Source organism: Mesorhizobium sp. M4B.F.Ca.ET.089.01.1.1, from assembly GCF_004022605.1.
GTDB classification, from domain to species: domain Bacteria; phylum Pseudomonadota; class Alphaproteobacteria; order Rhizobiales; family Rhizobiaceae; genus Mesorhizobium; species Mesorhizobium abyssinicae.
On record NZ_RZOS01000095.1, the window covers coordinates 1 to 16,065 of the forward strand.

The 16,065-nt window shown below is 58.2% G+C and carries 25 protein-coding genes; 9 read left to right on the forward strand and 16 right to left on the reverse strand.

The window, feature by feature from the left end:
- The 8 genes from EN780_RS12085 to EN780_RS12115 form a co-directional block, all read right to left on the reverse strand.
- Positions 1-262 (reverse strand): hypothetical protein (locus tag EN780_RS12085; RefSeq protein WP_210215036.1); only part of this gene is annotated, 262 nt, incomplete at its 3' end.
- Between the two features lie 186 nt (positions 263-448).
- A complete protein-coding gene (locus EN780_RS41355) occupies positions 449-577 on the reverse strand; it encodes a hypothetical protein (RefSeq protein WP_281035361.1) in 129 nt (42 codons plus the stop codon).
- Between the two features lie 236 nt (positions 578-813).
- Positions 814-1,011: a hypothetical protein gene (locus tag EN780_RS12090; protein WP_128273940.1), complete on the reverse strand. Its 198-nt coding sequence runs from the start codon at positions 1,009-1,011 to the stop codon at positions 814-816.
- A gap of 164 nt (positions 1,012-1,175) precedes the next feature.
- On the reverse strand, positions 1,176-1,397 hold the full coding sequence (locus EN780_RS12095) for a DUF768 domain-containing protein (protein ID WP_128273942.1): 222 nt from the start codon (positions 1,395-1,397) through the stop codon (positions 1,176-1,178).
- Between the two features lie 47 nt (positions 1,398-1,444).
- Positions 1,445-1,579: a hypothetical protein gene (locus EN780_RS41360; RefSeq protein WP_281035362.1), complete on the reverse strand. Its 135-nt coding sequence runs from the start codon at positions 1,577-1,579 to the stop codon at positions 1,445-1,447.
- A 179-nt stretch (positions 1,580-1,758) separates the two neighbouring features.
- Positions 1,759-1,989 carry a hypothetical protein gene (locus tag EN780_RS12100; RefSeq protein WP_128273944.1) on the reverse strand — a complete coding sequence of 77 codons (231 nt, stop codon included), beginning with the start codon at positions 1,987-1,989 and terminating at the stop codon, positions 1,759-1,761.
- Between the two features lie 273 nt (positions 1,990-2,262).
- Positions 2,263-2,646, reverse strand: coding sequence for a hypothetical protein (locus tag EN780_RS38805; protein ID WP_189556503.1), 384 nt, complete (start codon positions 2,644-2,646; stop codon positions 2,263-2,265).
- 725 nt (positions 2,647-3,371) lie between these two features.
- Positions 3,372-3,815: a thermonuclease family protein gene (locus EN780_RS12115; RefSeq protein ID WP_189556505.1), complete on the reverse strand. Its 444-nt coding sequence runs from the start codon at positions 3,813-3,815 to the stop codon at positions 3,372-3,374.
- 1,027 nt (positions 3,816-4,842) lie between these two features.
- Here EN780_RS12115 and EN780_RS12125 point away from each other — a divergent pair.
- Positions 4,843-5,028, forward strand: coding sequence for a hypothetical protein (locus EN780_RS12125; RefSeq protein ID WP_128273950.1), 186 nt, complete (start codon positions 4,843-4,845; stop codon positions 5,026-5,028).
- A gap of 757 nt (positions 5,029-5,785) precedes the next feature.
- Here EN780_RS12125 and EN780_RS12135 read toward each other — a convergent pair.
- A complete protein-coding gene (locus tag EN780_RS12135; protein ID WP_128273974.1) occupies positions 5,786-6,007 on the reverse strand; it encodes a DUF768 domain-containing protein in 222 nt (73 codons plus the stop codon).
- Between the two features lie 217 nt (positions 6,008-6,224).
- Between EN780_RS12135 and EN780_RS12140 the strand changes: the two genes are divergently transcribed.
- On the forward strand, positions 6,225-6,524 hold the full coding sequence (locus tag EN780_RS12140) for a hypothetical protein (RefSeq protein ID WP_128273952.1): 300 nt from the start codon (positions 6,225-6,227) through the stop codon (positions 6,522-6,524).
- On the opposite strand, the gene EN780_RS38815 is transcribed toward EN780_RS12140, so the two are convergent.
- The 3 genes from EN780_RS38815 to EN780_RS12150 all read right to left on the reverse strand — a co-directional run bounded on the left by EN780_RS38815 (position 6,521) and on the right by EN780_RS12150 (position 8,950).
- Positions 6,521-6,679, reverse strand: coding sequence for a hypothetical protein (locus EN780_RS38815; RefSeq protein ID WP_189556509.1), 159 nt, complete (start codon positions 6,677-6,679; stop codon positions 6,521-6,523). The genes EN780_RS12140 and EN780_RS38815 overlap by 4 nt on opposite strands.
- A gap of 873 nt (positions 6,680-7,552) precedes the next feature.
- Positions 7,553-7,936, reverse strand: a complete 384-nt coding sequence (locus tag EN780_RS12145; protein WP_128273954.1) for a response regulator — start codon at positions 7,934-7,936, stop codon at positions 7,553-7,555.
- A 6-nt stretch (positions 7,937-7,942) separates the two neighbouring features.
- A complete protein-coding gene (locus EN780_RS12150; protein WP_348631255.1) occupies positions 7,943-8,950 on the reverse strand; it encodes an HWE histidine kinase domain-containing protein in 1,008 nt (335 codons plus the stop codon).
- Positions 8,951-9,309: 359 nt separating this feature from the next.
- Here EN780_RS12150 and EN780_RS12160 point away from each other — a divergent pair, with 359 nt between their 5' ends.
- Positions 9,310-9,504 carry a DUF3606 domain-containing protein gene (locus EN780_RS12160; protein ID WP_128273956.1) on the forward strand — a complete coding sequence of 65 codons (195 nt, stop codon included), beginning with the start codon at positions 9,310-9,312 and terminating at the stop codon, positions 9,502-9,504.
- 352 nt (positions 9,505-9,856) lie between these two features.
- On the opposite strand, the gene EN780_RS12165 is transcribed toward EN780_RS12160, so the two are convergent.
- Positions 9,857-10,156 carry a hypothetical protein gene (locus EN780_RS12165; protein ID WP_127392187.1) on the reverse strand — a complete coding sequence of 100 codons (300 nt, stop codon included), beginning with the start codon at positions 10,154-10,156 and terminating at the stop codon, positions 9,857-9,859.
- A 193-nt stretch (positions 10,157-10,349) separates the two neighbouring features.
- Between EN780_RS12165 and EN780_RS12170 the strand changes: the two genes are divergently transcribed.
- From EN780_RS12170 to EN780_RS12195, 5 genes are all read left to right on the forward strand, one after another.
- Positions 10,350-10,607 carry a hypothetical protein gene (locus tag EN780_RS12170; RefSeq protein ID WP_245499939.1) on the forward strand — a complete coding sequence of 86 codons (258 nt, stop codon included), beginning with the start codon at positions 10,350-10,352 and terminating at the stop codon, positions 10,605-10,607.
- Positions 10,608-10,616: 9 nt separating this feature from the next.
- Complete coding sequence (locus tag EN780_RS12175; RefSeq protein ID WP_128273960.1) at positions 10,617-10,904, forward strand: hypothetical protein; 288 nt, start codon at positions 10,617-10,619, stop codon at positions 10,902-10,904.
- 105 nt (positions 10,905-11,009) lie between these two features.
- A complete protein-coding gene (locus EN780_RS12180) occupies positions 11,010-11,339 on the forward strand; it encodes a hypothetical protein (RefSeq protein ID WP_128273962.1) in 330 nt (109 codons plus the stop codon).
- Positions 11,340-12,359: 1,020 nt separating this feature from the next.
- Entirely contained in the window at positions 12,360-12,617 is a 258-nt protein-coding gene (locus EN780_RS12190; protein ID WP_245499940.1) for a helix-turn-helix transcriptional regulator, read from the forward strand.
- A 42-nt stretch (positions 12,618-12,659) separates the two neighbouring features.
- Complete coding sequence (locus EN780_RS12195; protein ID WP_128273964.1) at positions 12,660-12,848, forward strand: DUF3606 domain-containing protein; 189 nt, start codon at positions 12,660-12,662, stop codon at positions 12,846-12,848.
- Positions 12,849-13,873: 1,025 nt separating this feature from the next.
- Here EN780_RS12195 and EN780_RS38820 read toward each other — a convergent pair.
- Complete coding sequence (locus EN780_RS38820; RefSeq protein ID WP_189556511.1) at positions 13,874-14,050, reverse strand: hypothetical protein; 177 nt, start codon at positions 14,048-14,050, stop codon at positions 13,874-13,876.
- A 438-nt stretch (positions 14,051-14,488) separates the two neighbouring features.
- Between EN780_RS38820 and EN780_RS12210 the strand changes: the two genes are divergently transcribed.
- Positions 14,489-14,797, forward strand: a complete 309-nt coding sequence (locus EN780_RS12210) for a hypothetical protein (RefSeq protein WP_128273966.1) — start codon at positions 14,489-14,491, stop codon at positions 14,795-14,797.
- Positions 14,798-15,052: 255 nt separating this feature from the next.
- Here EN780_RS12210 and EN780_RS38825 read toward each other — a convergent pair whose 3' ends face one another.
- Positions 15,053-15,220, reverse strand: a complete 168-nt coding sequence (locus EN780_RS38825) for a hypothetical protein (RefSeq protein ID WP_189556513.1) — start codon at positions 15,218-15,220, stop codon at positions 15,053-15,055.
- Between the two features lie 355 nt (positions 15,221-15,575).
- Positions 15,576-16,065, reverse strand: a 490-nt coding sequence (locus tag EN780_RS12215; protein WP_133372602.1) for a DUF2493 domain-containing protein, incomplete at its 5' end; no start/stop codon positions are given.

Consider the following 16,065-nt stretch of genomic DNA (forward strand, 5'->3'; position numbering starts at 1 on the left):
TCCAGCCTTTGCGCTTGTCCGGTGTGGCCGCGTGGTTGGTGAATTGTAGGTTCCGGTCGTCTCGGCCGGCGCCGCGGCACTCGTGGCAGAAGATCACCTTGACCAGATCCCAGTGCATCGCGCCATGATCCGGGCCTAAGCGCTTGACCAGCTCGGCCACGTTCAGGACCGCATTCCGGCGGCATGTGAGACAGTCGACCGACATGCCTGTGCCCGCCTCCAGCTTCTTGCCGAGTGTGTCTTCAACGAAGGGGAATTTCATTGACATGGCGATCCTCGCGAAATGGGGTCGCCGCACCTGGACGGAATATATTCCTCTGTCAGGCCGAAATCGACAAGGAGGCAGAAAAAAACCCGTTTGGGTCACAAAGGGAACGCCTCGGCCTCGCGACCGTTGGCGTTGATGGCACTGGCTGACGACAGCGAAAAGGTGTGACGGCACATCCAACTAGGCGAGCAGCACCTCATCCAGCAACGGCATCGTATCGCGGGATTCAAGCGTCTTCACCTGCCTCTCGGACAAGCGCGCGATTTTCTGAATTTGCTCGAAGATATGCAGCATCTGCACCAACAGCACTTAGAGCGGTTGCTGGAAAAGGCAGGGCGTGAGAACGTTCTAGAACCTGGCGCGAATGTTCAATAGTGCGCCGGCTTGAATCGACCGTCCATTTGATCTCCCTAATCTCCCGGTACGTCCGGTCAATGATACGACGGGCGTTGTCGATGATTTCCTGATCGGTGTCCCACGCAAGCATGGACACATATTAGCACCCGTGAACGCACCGTTCAAAGGACCATACTGGCCGGGATCATTCAGGCCGACATCTCTTTGATGACCGCATCGAGCGAGGCGATATCTTCCAGCGCGGCTATTTCGAGCGGATCAGCGGCCTGTGCTGGCGTGCGCATCTCAGGAACGCCATCAGGTCCTATTGGCGCGTGGCTCATCACAAGAATGTCGCGATACTGCCTGAGCAGGAAGAGCGCTCTATCAATGGTCCTCTGGTCCATAGGTGAGATTTTAGCATATGGATTGGCCGAGGCCAGCGGGCTACATCGAGGCATGCCGAAGTATGTGCTCGCCTCGAAGGAACCTCACTCGGCCGGTGATTGCCTTACGCGATCACGTCACAGCCGTTGAGGTAGATTGGCCGACTTTGCATGCATCCCATCGCTCAATCCGCCACGCCGGCCTCGCGATGAACGGTCGCGTCAAGGATCACCTCATAGACGCTCCCAATTTCTTCCTCGATCTCAGTGCTGCCGATCCCGAGTGCCTTGGCGTCAGCAAAAAGCTGTTGGGCCAATTCAGCCACGGAGATGATGTCGGCGCCGACCGTCTCCGGGATGTTGTTGGAAATCCATTTGTGGAGAAAGTTGATGCCGCGCGTACTCATCTCGCGACAAGCGCCGGCCGGGCATTAGGTTCCTTCCGTCGGAGACGTTAGGTCGACATCTCTTTGATGACCGCATCGAGCGAGGCGATATCTTCCAGCGCGGCTATTTCGAGCGGATCAGCCGCCTGTGCTGGCGTGCGTATCTCAGGAACGCCGTCAGGCCCTATTGGCGCGTGGCTCATTACAAGAGTGTCGCGATACTGCCTGAGCAGGAAGAGCGCTCTATCAATGGTTCGTTGGTCCATTGGTGAGATTTTAGCATGTAGGCCCAACTGCGCACTAGGCGAATTCTTCCCCAAATCCTGCATCCGAGGCATGCAGGGTCCTGGGCCTGGCGTCAAAGGTCGCGCGATGAAGCGTCCTAATTGGTGTCTCCCTGTCCGTCTCTTTTACCGACAATGCCAAAATCCTGAGATTTGATATTTCCATCCGCCAAGAGAAAGCCCTCAGCAGCCAGGCCCCGCCTCAACAACTCACGCACCGCTGCCGCTCGGCTTGGCATTCGTCTTTCAAAGCGCCAGTTCTCCAGCGCATCAATTTCCCTTTGCGACAGCATTATTTGAAGACGTACAGGTCTCTCGATTTGTGGCATTTTACGACCTCACCCATAAGGCGTCGAATGAGTAGTTAGCTCATAATGAGCATAACACTCCAAAGGTTGCATGACCATCCTCTTGGGCTTGTACGCTTTATGAGGCGAATGCATTAGGGGCTGCTTCTACCGTAAGTACTAACTTATTGAAAATATTAGTTTATTTAATGCTTTGTGACTTGCGCTCCGCTTCGCGGGCGCGCATGGTGAAGGTGAGGGTAACCCGGTCCCGGAGGACAAGAGGTCACCATGCGCTACCATTATTCACAGACCCTACTGGACGACGTCACGGCGAGTGTCACTGAGGCCTTCCAGAGGCTTGGCATTGTCAACGTTCCGGTCGTGGCGGAACAAGTCAGGCGTCGCCATCACTCGGAGAATATCGCCCTTGAGGACATTGAGGAGATAGTCCTGGACACGGCTCAAATGTTTCACATCCCGATGGAATTCGACGGTACGCGCGGCATTTTTGCTGCGCACGAAGCGGAAACCAGGCTGGCCCGGCGATTTGCCACCTCCCTCCACGACCAACCACCACGCCTTTTGGCGAGCCAGAACTAACGCTTGGCCAGCGCGGAATTCAGCGCCAATAATCAGAGCAGATGGTGAACTGGTCGATGGCCCCGAAATATCTAGATCATCGGTTGGAATGCCCATACTGCCTCACCATCAGGCTGAGAATTCCCGATGACGCTCGTCCCGAGACGCCGATTTTTTGCGATGACTGCGGAAAGTATCTTGGCGCTTGGGATGATCTCCAAACCGACTTTGAGAAGCAGGGCGGCCAGAACGGGGTGTTTCGCCTCGAAAAGGGCCGCATCCAGCGGATCCGCTAGTGCCGGGCCGGCAACCGTCTAGTGTCGACCTTTCAGGAACCTAGCCTCGCGAAGCAACGAATTCCGATCGGTTCCAATCAAGTCGATCAGGCGCCTGGCCTCTTCCTCCCTGATGCCAGTCTCCCTCGTCAATCGCTCTGCCAACAGCTTTAGACGGGCTTTGCGCTCATCCCCATTGTCGATTGCCGGGCACATGGGTTCCTCCGATGATGGGAACCGCTGAAGCTAGCTTTTGTTTCGAGCGCCCGGCTTGCTTAATCTACAAGGGGGGCACCGCGCACTCTGGCTAGCTCCCCTACTGGGTGGCCCATTGCCAGTCGTGGAGCCCGATCCATGCTGTTGCCACGATCAACGTGGCGAGGATGGCGTACTCTACTAGGGTTTGACGTGAAGGCATCTCTGCTTAGTACGGTCCAAGCATGAGTTTTCGCTTAATTCAGTTGGCCGATCAATTTGTGCCGGCGACAAGCAGCCCGGCCTGCTTCTACAAAGGCCACAGGTAGCAGGCCTGGCCGCTCCACCAACGGACCCAGAAGCGGATAGCAGCTATGGACGGCCACCCCTTCTATATTCGCCGGGATCGATAAAGCTACCTGCCCACAAGTTGCGTTTGGCAATACGAGCGTCGCGCTCTTCGGCAAGGTATCGAGTGTCGGCTACCGCCAATCCATGTTTCACTAGGTCGCCTCCGAGATCGATTCCTCCCACGAAGCAGACGCCGACGTCGTCGTCAGAACGGTCCTTGCCTTCGATGATGCAGGATACATGCCCTGAGGCAATAAGGTGTTGAATGTGGTCACGCGCATACTTGCCGCAGGGCCAGATTTTATCAGCGGCATCAAAACACGCCTGCGAAAGTTCGGGGGCGTCAAAACCGAGCAATTGAAATCGCTTTTTATCATGCCACAGCGTGTCACCGTCCTGAGCAAACCAATGCTCTGCTGCGGACACAGGGCCACAGGTGATCAAGAAGGTGAGGGCGAGGATCAACAACCTACACATGGCCGAGCAAAAACCTACGCTCTGGCTGCCTAACGGGCCGGCAAGCCCTATCGGCGGGAGTTTCTAGGCTCCGCTTGGCACGATGCTTCTGTTCGCCGAAATCGTCAAGCACTCCCCTTGCGGGGTTCCCGGGCTCTCTGTCGAACAATTTGTTCGATCAGGCACAAGAGATGGTTATCACCTGGAATAAGCCATCGAAAGTCGGAGAAGAATGCTAACCTCAGGGCCAGTCTGTCCCACAGCCTCCTGACCGTCGGCCCTCCAGGAAGACTTCCCAGAGCGAATTTCTGTCGCCGCTTGTCAACTAACCTCAGCCAGTTGGTGGACCAGGAACGACCTAGACAAAGCATGCGGGAACAAGGCCGCGATCGTTTATGCGTTTGGCCTTGTCGACGGGATGGAAATTGGCTCTCAAGGTGGCGCGCCTAGGTACTTCTGCCTACCTCCCGACGTAGTTGGCAAGCAGATCTTGGACGTCGTTTGTCAGTACGTCGAACGTCACCCCGAGGAACGGCAGTCGCCCGCAAGGTACATGGCGACAGCGGCGCTGCGGGAAGCTTGGCCTTGCAAATAGGCGACTGGCTCCCTCTCTACATCGCCGCGATCACCGCCTCGATGCTCGCTGGCGCCGTCTGGTGCTAGGGATCGTGGTGTTGCTCCTGTCCGATTGACGCCTGACGTGGCAGCGCGATGCAGAGTGCATCGTTTTACTCAATCCCCAATTGGTAGACTTACGCGATACATCGGCAGCTAGTGTCTCCAATCAGCGAAAAAGGGAGGGAGGCCTCGAACCGGGAGGAACGATGTTGTCTGTTCAAAAAGAAGACTTTCGAACGAACAGAGCCGATTATGTGATTGCGAAGTGTGGCCGATCGGCCGTTGATGACGTTCTCGATGAGAAACTGGCAAGAAAAAAGTCCCTGTGGCTAAGAGAGAGGCGATCCGCCAGATTGGCCGCAAATCCATGTGAAAGCTTGCCACCGAGAGTCAGACCAACCGGTCGAAACTGACAACGATGGCCTACACCGTCATCTGGTATGGAAGACAGGGTATTGTCGACAAGGCAACTTTCGACGCCGAGAAGACCGCCAGAGACCATGCAATCTCCATGTTCCAGACCCGAAAGGGCGACGATGGGATTGTGTCGGTTGAAGTTCGCAAGGACAGTGGCGCCGTCGTCTTCAGTCATGCGGAGAATTAGGAAGGCCCGCCGGACCTAAAGGCGATCATCATCCGCCCTTGGCCTTGCCGTAGGCGTGGGGCTGGTGTCGGGTGCTGGGCGAGATTGAGCTTTTGGCTATGGTTGCAGGGCGACCAATGACATAACGCCGTCACGGTCATCTTGGCGTCGATCAAGCTTTGGAACGTCCAGCCCTTGCTCATTCGGCCGATATAGCGCGCCACAGGGAAGCCCGCCAGCGCGCGTTCTTTCGTACCCGCTGTGCTAGGTGGCCCTGCGGCCGATCGCTTTGTATTCAAAGACGGTGGGTCGGTGACGACTCCGATGCGGCCTTTCGGTCGTGTCAGTGACCCGAACCCACTCGGAGTCGCCATTGCGAAGTGTGACCGTTCTTCCGGTGGCTTTCGCAGCAGCTTCGAACGGCGTTAACGCCGCGACAGAATGCGACGCCACCACAGCGCCGTCTCGCGTCTCTTCGACGAAGTAGATTTTCATATAGTACGCCCGCTATTTCTGCTCCTCCCGAAAATCCAGCAGGAAGCGCGCCGTCACCTCTCCCCTGGCAGTTTCAAAACCCCGTACTCAGCCGAACGCGCGGCTCGATCGGCATCCTGATCCGCTACCCTCAGGCCGCGCTGGAACAATTCTCGTACCGCCTGAGATCGAGACGGCATTCTCCTCTCAAACCGCCAAGCATCCAGCACGGCCAGTTCCTCGGCATTGAGCATGATCTGTAGACGGTATGTTCGTTTGTTGGACGGCACGTTCTGCTATCTCATCAATCTGTAATACCAGCGTCGTGATGAACGATTGCGTCGAGGATGACCTCATAGACGCTGCCGGTGCCTTCCTCAATCTCAGTGCTGCTGATGCCTACCGACTTCGCGTCGGCGAACAGCTTTTGCGTCAACTCGGCAACCGAGATGATATCGGCACCCACCGTCTCAGGAACGTTGGCGACTATCCATTTGTACAAAAAGTCAGTCCCACGGGTGCTCATGGCCGACATAAGTCAAAGTCGGGCATTAGGTTCCAAGAGCCACCAGAGCGTGCCAGCCGTTTTCGCTGTCCTAAAGCGCCGAACGGTCCGGCGCGCTCTGGCACTTCCCTGTGCGAGCAGGCGGGCGGCCAGCATTCGCGTCTCCGCGGCTATGCAGATCCCCGCTTAGGAACCGACATTCGATGCGGCCGTTCTCCTGTGCGATCTGGAGGTGCGAATGTTCAACCCGTGGTTCGATCTTTATTTGTCGGCGCTGGAAGCGCATCAGGTAACCTGGCTTCGTACATTGCGAATTGCTCAGGGAGGTAAATTGGCAGAGCGGGAAGCGAAGCAAATGTTCACTGAGAAAGTCGAGGCGGCCGCGCTCGCCGGGACGCTCTTCGCTACCGGCTCGGTGGGCAAGGTCGCAGCGGTCTATCTAAAATCAGAGCCAACAAAAAACGGCTCTCCATCTAGTTCTGAAGCTGGCCTAGCTAGTCACGCGCGTCAAGGACACGGCGTCCAGACCTCCGCCTAGCCGACGGTCAACGCTTTCTGGGGCCTGACGCCGCGGGCGAGAATGCTGATTTCGGCTTCGGTCAACGTGATCTGATAGCGCTGTGTGGAATTCTTCGAGTAGATGTCGTCGGCAATAATCGACACCGTCACATCGCCATTCTCGTCGATCTGCACATCCTCGATCTGCAGCGGCGCTGAGTATATGTACTTCGGTGATCCTGGCCTTCGCGCAGGCTGAGCAGACAGTCGCAATGCGAAAAATCCTTTGCTGTACCAGCAATTCGTCTGACGCAAAATTGATGCCAGCATTCGGTCCGAGATGAAACACTGAAACGTTGGGCTACTCCCACGTTCGTCCTTATGGATATGTGCCTGCTATTTCGGCAAAAGCGTATTGTTTCACCAGCGGCGCCGCGTTCGACCCGAACCCAGCGCCGGTTAGGCCCGGCGTTTGCGGCCCACCCACGCCAGCCTGCCGGGCCGCTCTACTCGTCCCTCCAAACGACACGCCGCTCCCACCGGATCTCGACCAGGCGCCGAAAGCGGATGGTCTCAAGTTCCTGCCCGACCGGGTGGAATAGCTCGGCCCTCATTGACTCTTTGCGCCCACATCTCTAGCAGCGAACCTTGGCCCCGACATCCTCTATGGTAGCGTTGCCGATTACCTCCCTCAGTTCGATCGGCTTATAGGAGCGGCGAATGTTGCAATAGCCGCAGCGGATCCTAGCCACCTGGCCGGCATTGTGCACATGCATCAACGTCCATTTCGCGCCTTTCGGCCATTTTTCCGGTTGCTCGGGCATGCTCTGAAATGGAGAACATGTTCCTGTTCGGTCAAGAGCCCCTTGACATTTTTGTTCTCATTTTGTTCACTGTAGCAAATGAGCGACGAAATCCGCCTGCCAGATCCCGAACATGCAACCCCGCCGGGCATCCAGCACCACGTTTGCGAGCACGCTGGATGCGGCAAGGATGCAGGCTGGGGCTTTGCCAGGCCGAAGCAGTCACCACACGGTTTTGCTTTGAGCATCGGGCCGAGGGCGAGGATTATCTGTAGGTAGACGGCCGCAGGGCGTCAGGTTCCAGTAACTTCGCCAATACGTCCAGGAGGCGCCGCTCTGGGGTGGGTTTCCCAACGTTGGGCGCACCCGCTAGAACGGCCCCGCCGACAAGCTCCGGCCGATCGTAAGCACTCGCCAAGGCGAATGGTACATTGAAGCTGCTCAACTTTTCCGCTACTGGCGTGACCAGCTCATTGCCCAGATTTACGTCGAGCAAGGCGACGGACGGCAGTTCGCTTTCCAGTATGCGAGATGCTGCCGCCACGGTCGCAACAGGCCCCAGCACACGCCATCCCCGCCGTTCGAGCATGGATTTGAGGTCCATCGCGATCAGAAATTCATCTTCCACGATAAGGACCGTCTTTTGCACCTGCCTTCAATCTTGTTGGCTCGCCCTCGTGAGCGGAATGACCATCTGCACCTTTAAACCGGTGGCCGCATAGGTAGGTTCCACCTTGCCCCCCGGATCGTATGCTATTGCGAACTGGATCAACTTCGTCCCAAAGCCCGTAGAAGCTGGCGGGGTCACTTTGGGACCACCGCTTTCGGTCCAAGTCAGCCGGAGCAGTCGGGTCTCCGCTTCCTCAACCTCCCAGCGCACGTGAACCTGTCCGCCTGCTTTCGACAGAGCCCCGTATTTGAGAGCGTTCGTCGCCAGCTCATGGAGCGCAAGCGCGAGAGACATCAAACTCTTGCTATCCAGTTTAACAGGCGGCCCGTTGTCGATCTTTACGGCGTTGGGGCTTGCTGCGAACGGTTCGAGCGCATGTGCTACCAGCGCAGCAAGGTCGCCATCGCGGCCGCCGACGAGCCCTTGGTCATTCGCGTCCACGACGGCCGCCAGCCGGCCAAGAAATGCGTCTCGATATGCCTCCCCCGAGACGCCCTCAGCCTTGGTCTGGTTAGCGAGTGCCCGTACCAGTGCCAGCAGGTTCTTCATCCGATGCCGAAGCTCGCCGACGAGAACCTCAAATTCGGCCTCGGTGCGGGTTCTGTCCGTAGCATCGGCGAGCGACAGCAACATAGTGGTGCCTACGTCGTCCTGATTGATGGTGCGAGCCGTAACCAGCATGGTCCGCTGCCCGACACCGGGGAAATCGTGCTCCACCTTGTAGTCGATAACAGCGGCGCTCTTCGGGATCACGTCCGTGAGCAGGCGACGCAGTTCGGGAATATCCCACTGACCATCTCCCAGCTCGTAGATACGCCTCCCTATGGTGTCGTCGCGCTGGACTTTGAATGTTCGGAAGAATGCGCGGTTGGCGCTCTGGATGCAGAGGGCCCCGTCTAGCACCAGCAAAGGAACAGGGACCGTATCCACCACCCCCTGCGCTTGCACATGGCCTGTGCGCAGTATCCGGTAGAGGTCTTCCAAGTTCACCATGGGTATGCCCCCGACAAGATCTGCCTACGGTATTAGTCAACGGGTCAACCCACAAGCCTTAACGCTGGCAAAGCGATGGCCTTCCGATCGCCTCTGTGGCGCGGCGCTGCCTTTAGGGCTCATCCCAGAAATCCCGCAGCGAAGCATGTCGTAGGTCTTCCTCGCCGCGCAGGTGCTTCACGCGGCCGATCAGCCCCGGCTTGACCCACTGCGTCGCAAGCCGCTTCATACCCTTCGGTTGACTTCCTGGAGCCTCCTGGACGCGCTGCCACGCCCGTAAGCGTTCCGTTAGCGTTTGCTGAAGGTCGTCGGAACATTCCGGCACGGTTGCTGTTCTCTTTCAACTAGGAGGACCAGCCATGGCAGACGACAAGAGCAAGACCGATTTTCGAGACCGCGACCGGGTGTCGGGAGACGAGGAATACGAAGTTGGCTATCTTGCGAGCAAGTTCCAACTCACGATCCCAGAGGTCCGCGAATTGATTGCTAAACACGGCAATGATCGCGAGACGCTTGAGCGCGAGGCGAAGAAGCTGGGTCAGCAACAAGATTGACCAACTTCCGGTCAATCAGGGTCGAGCGATAGCCCGGTCTGCTTAGATCGAGGTGACACAGGATTCTGCAGGCCGGGCCATACACCGACATCGAGGAGGTGCCGGAGCCGCGTTACAGTGCCCGCTGTCTAGGCAGGCCGCAAAGTATGCCTTTGGAGAAGGGAACCCGCGCTTGCCTCACGTCCCGATTGGCGGGTTCAGTTTGGTCCGCCATGTTCCCATTGCTCGGCCGTCGCTTATTCCATCGTGCTCAAGCTCAGAAACCCCGCACCGCCGAGTTCCTGCTGGCGGGATATGACAACGCGATCGGCCTGTGCCCTTGACGCCGGCCAATCTGCTCGTTTCGCTCGCTTCAACAGCCTTCGGTCGTCGTTTTCATCTGACCTGGAGCAGCCGACTTTGCATCGGTGTCCTGCTGCCCCGGAGCCGCCTGCTTCGCACTGCCGGTCTGGTGGCCGGGCGCGCAATCCTTCGCGGACTTCGGATTGGTGTCGCTTGTTGTGGTCGGATCCGTGCCTTGATTGGTAGTGCTCGGCATCGTCGTCGTCGTGGTGGTCGTCGTGGAAGATCCGCTCGTGGTGCTGGTTGACTGTGCAATGGCAAGCCCAGTGGACAGGGCCAAGATAGGTAACGCGAAAAGTAGCCGGTTCATCGTTGTCTCCTTGCGAGGCGGTCCCTTCGGCTTTCCAAACAGGAAAACACGCAAACGGTTCCGAAAAGCCCGACCGCGCCAAACCCCGATCCGGTTCCGGAACATTTTAGCTAACTTGAATGTTTAAATAACTACCCGGCTCAAAGCGGTGGAGACGATGGCGCGAGGTCCGCGAGTTGGTGACGAGATCACTTTGACAGCCACCATCCTGAAGGTGATGGAGAATGGTATTTCGAGCGTGAGCATCCCGACTTACAACTTTCCCCTTGCGATCGACACGCCGAAGAAGGCAAGGGCCGGTGAAAAAGTCCCAATCAGCGGCTTTGCGACGCGCGTCGATAGCACCGACGGCAAGATAACCGTTCGGATTGACGGCGGTGGATTGGTCACAGTCGACCTCGATTCCATCGCAGACTGCTCGCCGACTTCGCGCGTTGCCGTGAGGGGATAGGAGGATCGAGTGGGCAAATATCAGGTCAGCGGCGACCCAGTCTCCGAAAACTGCCCGTACGACCTCGATTTGTTCATGGAAAAGCACGGCCTCTCCAGGCGCGCAGCGCAAGTGATCCTGCACTCAAATGGTCCATCGCGTATCCAATGCGATGCCGCAGCAGAAGCCTTTGTTCGCTTCAAGCAGTGGCGGGAGGATGCGAGAATGAAGCCGCCTTCTCCAAGCATTAAGTCGAGCATTGGAGCGCCGAGCCCTTTACGGCAAAAGGCCAGCCGAGCAAAAAGCCCGCCGACCTAAACAGCGGGCAAGGAGATGGCCACGATGACGCTCGCCGGAACTTTGAGAAGCAAGGCGGGGGCGACGGTGTTTCCGTCTAGAAGAAGTATCCAGCGACTGGTTTGAATGGAGAACCCGCGCCCTCTCGGCAAGGACGCGGGCCGGTGTTTCCACCCAGTCTGCGAAAGCTTTGAGGGGAACAATCGCAGACACCTTTTCAACCGCGCTTCGTCGGATTTGTTCCAAGAGCGAACCATTGCCGTCCTGGCCGTGATCCATCAGGGCGCCGACTGGATGTTCAATTTGCTCGGTGTGAAATTTGCTGTTGGCTTCATGGTCGGCGCCGCCGCCGTGCTGCTTCTCTGGATTTACGAAAACCGCCAAGCGTGTTCAAGGGCGGTTGACGGCAGTCGGTCCGCTGAGCAGCAGAGCGCGCGCCACACGATCGATCTCTGACTGCTGAAGCGGTGAGCCCTGGCCTGCCCTCATAAGCGCATCGAGCACGGCACTCTGTTGTGGGCCGCCGGTCAGGCTACGAGCCATATCGGCAATTGCTTTGTCGTTGCCGCTATTTCGCAAAGCGTCGATGACGCTCTCCACGGCTCGCGTTCCGGCCGCGCGTGCTGCGCCGCGCGCGCCGCCGGCAATAGAGCCGACGCGTGGCGGAGCTTCTCCTCACCCTTCACGAATTTTGTTCCAACTTGCTAAATTGACTTAGGACCCTGCCAACGGGTGCTCCAACGGGGGCGGCCACCCCGAGCGGGTTTTGCCGGCAGGCGGGTCTTTCTTATCGGCTGACGGGTTCGTCTCAGCGGAGATGAGCTTGTCTTGACAGCAGGCACGCTCATTTCTCGTGCCCTCTCCAGGTCCAACTGACTGGCATACTCAGCCTCAAAGGCCTCCGAGTGCCTTCGATCCTCGCTCCGCAGATGGAAGTATGGCAGCGCAAATCCGAAAAGGATGATGACGCCGATTGCCCCCGTCATGTGGTCGACAACAGCAAGCCGGTGGAAGACCGCCATCGCGCTTGCGGTCACAACCGCCCCGTTCATTCCTGCACGGAAAGGGTCAAATTTGGGCGGCGGCGCAAGCGAATCGGCCCGTCGCTTCGCCTCTAGGTAAACGGCTGCCTCATCCATCAAATAGCTCCGATAAGGAAACTTTAGCACTTTCTAATGAGATGGCTAAGCCGGCATTCGGCTTAGTCGAGCTTGCGACCGAAGTCCCGATCGGTAAGCGCAAGTGGCAACTTCGGGGAGGGCCGTTTGGATCCGATAACGAGAAAGGCCCTGGCCCCGGAACCCTTTTACGCATCGAGACCCACGCGACATCGAATTGATTCAATATCGGATGGCTGTTTCAGTTCCGTTAGCAAACCCTGAAATGGTCCGGGAACCTTCCGTTCAGTCCACTGTTGGTCAGCAGGAGGTCCGTGACGTGCGAAACCTGACAGCAGAGCAGTCGCGAGCAGCGAGAATGCTATTGAAGTGGTCGCGCGTGCGGCTTGGCGCCAAGTGCAATCTTAGCGAATCGACGATCAGTGAGTTTGAGAACGGGCTAAGGAAACCGCATCCCCGCAAGGTCGCCGCTATGCTCCTGGCTTTCGAAGGAGCGGGAATTGTCTTTTCCGCCGAAGGGAGCCCATCACTAGCGCGCTCTGAGGGTCAGACTGGAGGTCGCCACACCGGCAACAGAACGTGGCGCCGTCGGCAGACACATTGCTCGGCGGAATAGAAGTAACTCCTCGAAGGAGATTCTGGCGGAGCGAGTCCCAAAATGGCAAAGGACAAAAGCAGAGCCGACCTCCGCGCCGCACGCCAAATCTCGCTTGACGATGAGTATGAGGTAAATTTATTCGCCCTGCAGAACAACATCACACCGGCTCAAGTTCGAGAACTCATCCGCAAGCACGGCAATGATCGCGCGACCCTGGCCAAGGCTGCCAAGGCATTGCCAGGACGATGACGAGAATTCCCAGACGTGAGACGACCAATGAGGCGAGCCGCCTAGGCCTGAGCACCGGGCCGACCACCAGACCTTGTCTACATCGGCCCCGGATCATGACGCGACAAGCGCCTAAACCCTGCCTACGCGAGCATCGACGTGGCGCGATACCTGCAGGAAACGCCAAGCCCGCCGTCTCAGGGAGAGAACGACGGGCTTTTGCTTGGGGAGCGGCGGAGGGGACTGGCCGCTCGCGATAGAAATCCGCCAGACTTGAAACTGTTCCCTGAAATTTTCGACTGAGACGCTATCCACCGCCGACTGACCCGCTGATTTTTCTTCGCGCCAGCCCTGCAGTGTGAGATAATTCCGACCAGGGTCGGCAGCGATGTCATTGTCGCGCGACAGTGGTGTGTACGAACCCGCTGATCTGGACTTGCTGCAGCGGGTGTTTGACCGACTGTGCAAAGAACGCCGGCGGCGCTCAAGGACAAGGACCAGAGGGAATATCTTGCCTCTCAAGTCTTCGAAGTTTTCGACAACGGATCTCCCGACGAGACCGAGTTGTGGTGATCGCTTTGAACACTTCGTACTTCCAAGGAGGCACGAGAGAGCCCGTCGCCTGGAGGACATGGCGACGGGCTCTCTGGCCACCCAGAAGCGGGAGATGACCGCTCAAGATAGAACCGCGACCGCGAAGGTCTGTTCCATGTCCGGACACAAATATTAGCATCCGCTTGACGAGGCAGCCGACGGCCCCAGACTCCATAATGTGGAACGGATCCAGCGCCAATCAGAGCACACGGTGAAATGGCCCCGAAATATCTCGATCATCGGTTGGAATGCCCATACTGCCTCACCATCAGGCTCAGGATTCCCGATGACGCTCGTCCGGATACGCCCATTTTTTGCGATGATTGCGGAAAGTACCTTGGCACCTGGGATGAGATACAAACCGACTTTGAGAAGCAGGGCGGCCAGAACGGGGTGTTTCGACTCGACAAAGGCCGCATCCAGCGGATCCGCTAGTGCCGGCCGGCAACCCTCTAGTGTCGACCTTTCAGGAATTTAGCCTCGCGAAGCAGCGAATTCCAATCAGTTCCAATCAACTCGACCAGTCGCTTCGCCTCTTCCTGCCCGATGCCAGTCTCCCTCATCAGTCGCTCCGCCAACAGCTTTAGATGGGCGATGCGCTCATCTTCATTGTCGATTGCCGGGCACATAACGGTTCCTCCAATGACAGGAACCGCTGAAGTTGGCTTTTGTTTCGAGTGGGTCGCGACTCTGGGCTCATCCGATTTGCGGATAGAGGAACCCGACACCCACCGCTTTTTTGCCAAATAGCAGAAGATGGAAGAGCCTATAACGTCGCCAGCCGGTAGCCTTGCCGGCTAGGCCCGGCGGTCAACAAGCATCCCCGACCGTCGGGCTGCTGTTTGCCAAGCCCGGCTCGCTGGTCGAGGTGACACAGGACTTGCGAGCCGGGCTAGCCGCCGACATCTTCCAATCCGGGGAGGAGTGGTTTCAACAGTCGGCGAGGAGCAAAACGTATCCGATCAGGCCTCATCATGCGATGTGGACTGAGGTCCGAATGAGCCTCCTGCAATGGTCTATTTTAGCAACTGCTTGACTATGCTGCCCTGCGCCCCAGAGTCTTCTTCATGGCGAAGGGCAGCATCAAAGTCGGCGACGAGGTCGCGATCACAGCGACCGTGCGCAAGCGCGTGACTGAGGATCGGGTCGCCGTGTTGATCCCTTCCTACCACCAGCCGCATTCGATCGTAGACCGGTCGCCAAACGTGAGCAGCGGGCAGAAAGTCGAGCTGGTGGGCGACGTCAAGCATGTCGACGAGGACAGAGTGACGGTGAACCTTGGCGTTCCAGTCACGGTCAGGCTCAACACGGTCCGGCTTGTCACCAGCTACGTGGCGCCGAAACGGAAGACGCCGCTGGTCGATAAGGCGACGTAAACAAAAAAGCCCGCCGGCCGAAGCCAGCGGGCAAGCGGTGGTCACGACCCTAGAGCCCGCGAGGGTCGAGCCGCAACTATGCTCGCACGGCAGGCAGGTATTCCGCGCTAACAAATGTTAGGCGATAGCCCCGCGCCTTCGCCGGGCACCCTCAAAGCGGCGCGAACGACGCCACGCTACAGGCTGACGATACTGCCGGCACCGGTGTTCGAGAGGCAGCCGCGCCACCCGGTCCGTCGGCAAAGCCGCGACGATTCATGAGGCGTGGGGGTCTATCTCACCGACGATCTCGGACGGGTCACCATCGTACTCGTCTGCCGGCATGACCGCGAGCGTGCCATCGCCGGCACGAAAGATGACGATGCTGACCATCAAGCTGGTGGCGAGGCTGAAGGCAAAGGCGTTTGCTTCCATGAGGGACATTGATCCGGCTCCTGCTTGGAAGCGGGGATCGATCCCCGCGTGACAGGCGCCCGATGTGTCCGGCCGAGGGCCGCAATCACCGTGGAGGCGAAGCCGAAATGGCGGCACGCTTTGCGTAGTCCGACCCTTTACGGGTTGATGGCATCAGGTCCTCGGACCGGACCAAGGAATTGCGCCGACAAACGCGGAGATCGGTCCCCTGTCTCTGCTTCCAGGACGAGACAGATGTGAACCTGGTGGTTTGCTGCCTTGCCTTGATCGTCGCCAGAGCGGCTTGAGCGGTCGTTCGATGAACGCGCGGAGAGCGACGGAAATCATAGCGAATGACTTGAGGCGAGTGGACTGGTAGCCCTCTTCACGCGGGCCCGAACTTCATCACCGGAATGCCAAGCTTGCGGGCCTTGTCGGCGAGGTTGTCCTGAATGCCAGAGCCGGGGAAGTGAATGACGCCTATCGGCAATGTGTCGAGCACGGCATCGTTGCGTTTAAACGGCGCGGCCTTGGCATGCCTGGTCCAGTCCGGCTTGAAGGCGATCTGTGGCACCTTGCGACTGCGAGCCCATTTGGCGGCGATCAACTCTGCACCCTTCGGTGATCCGCCGTGCAGAAGAACCATGTCAGGATGCTTGCCATGGACCTGGTCGAGCTTGGCCCAGATCAGCCTGTGATCGTTGAAATCGAGCCCGCCGGTGAAAGCGACTTTCGGTCCGGGTGGCAACAGCACCTGGCTGTCCGCATGCTTTCTCGCGGCAACGAAGTCCCTGCTGTCGATCATTGCCGCGGTCAGGTGGCGATAGTTGACGACAGAACCGGAACGCGGGCGCCAGATCGAGTGGGTGTTACGC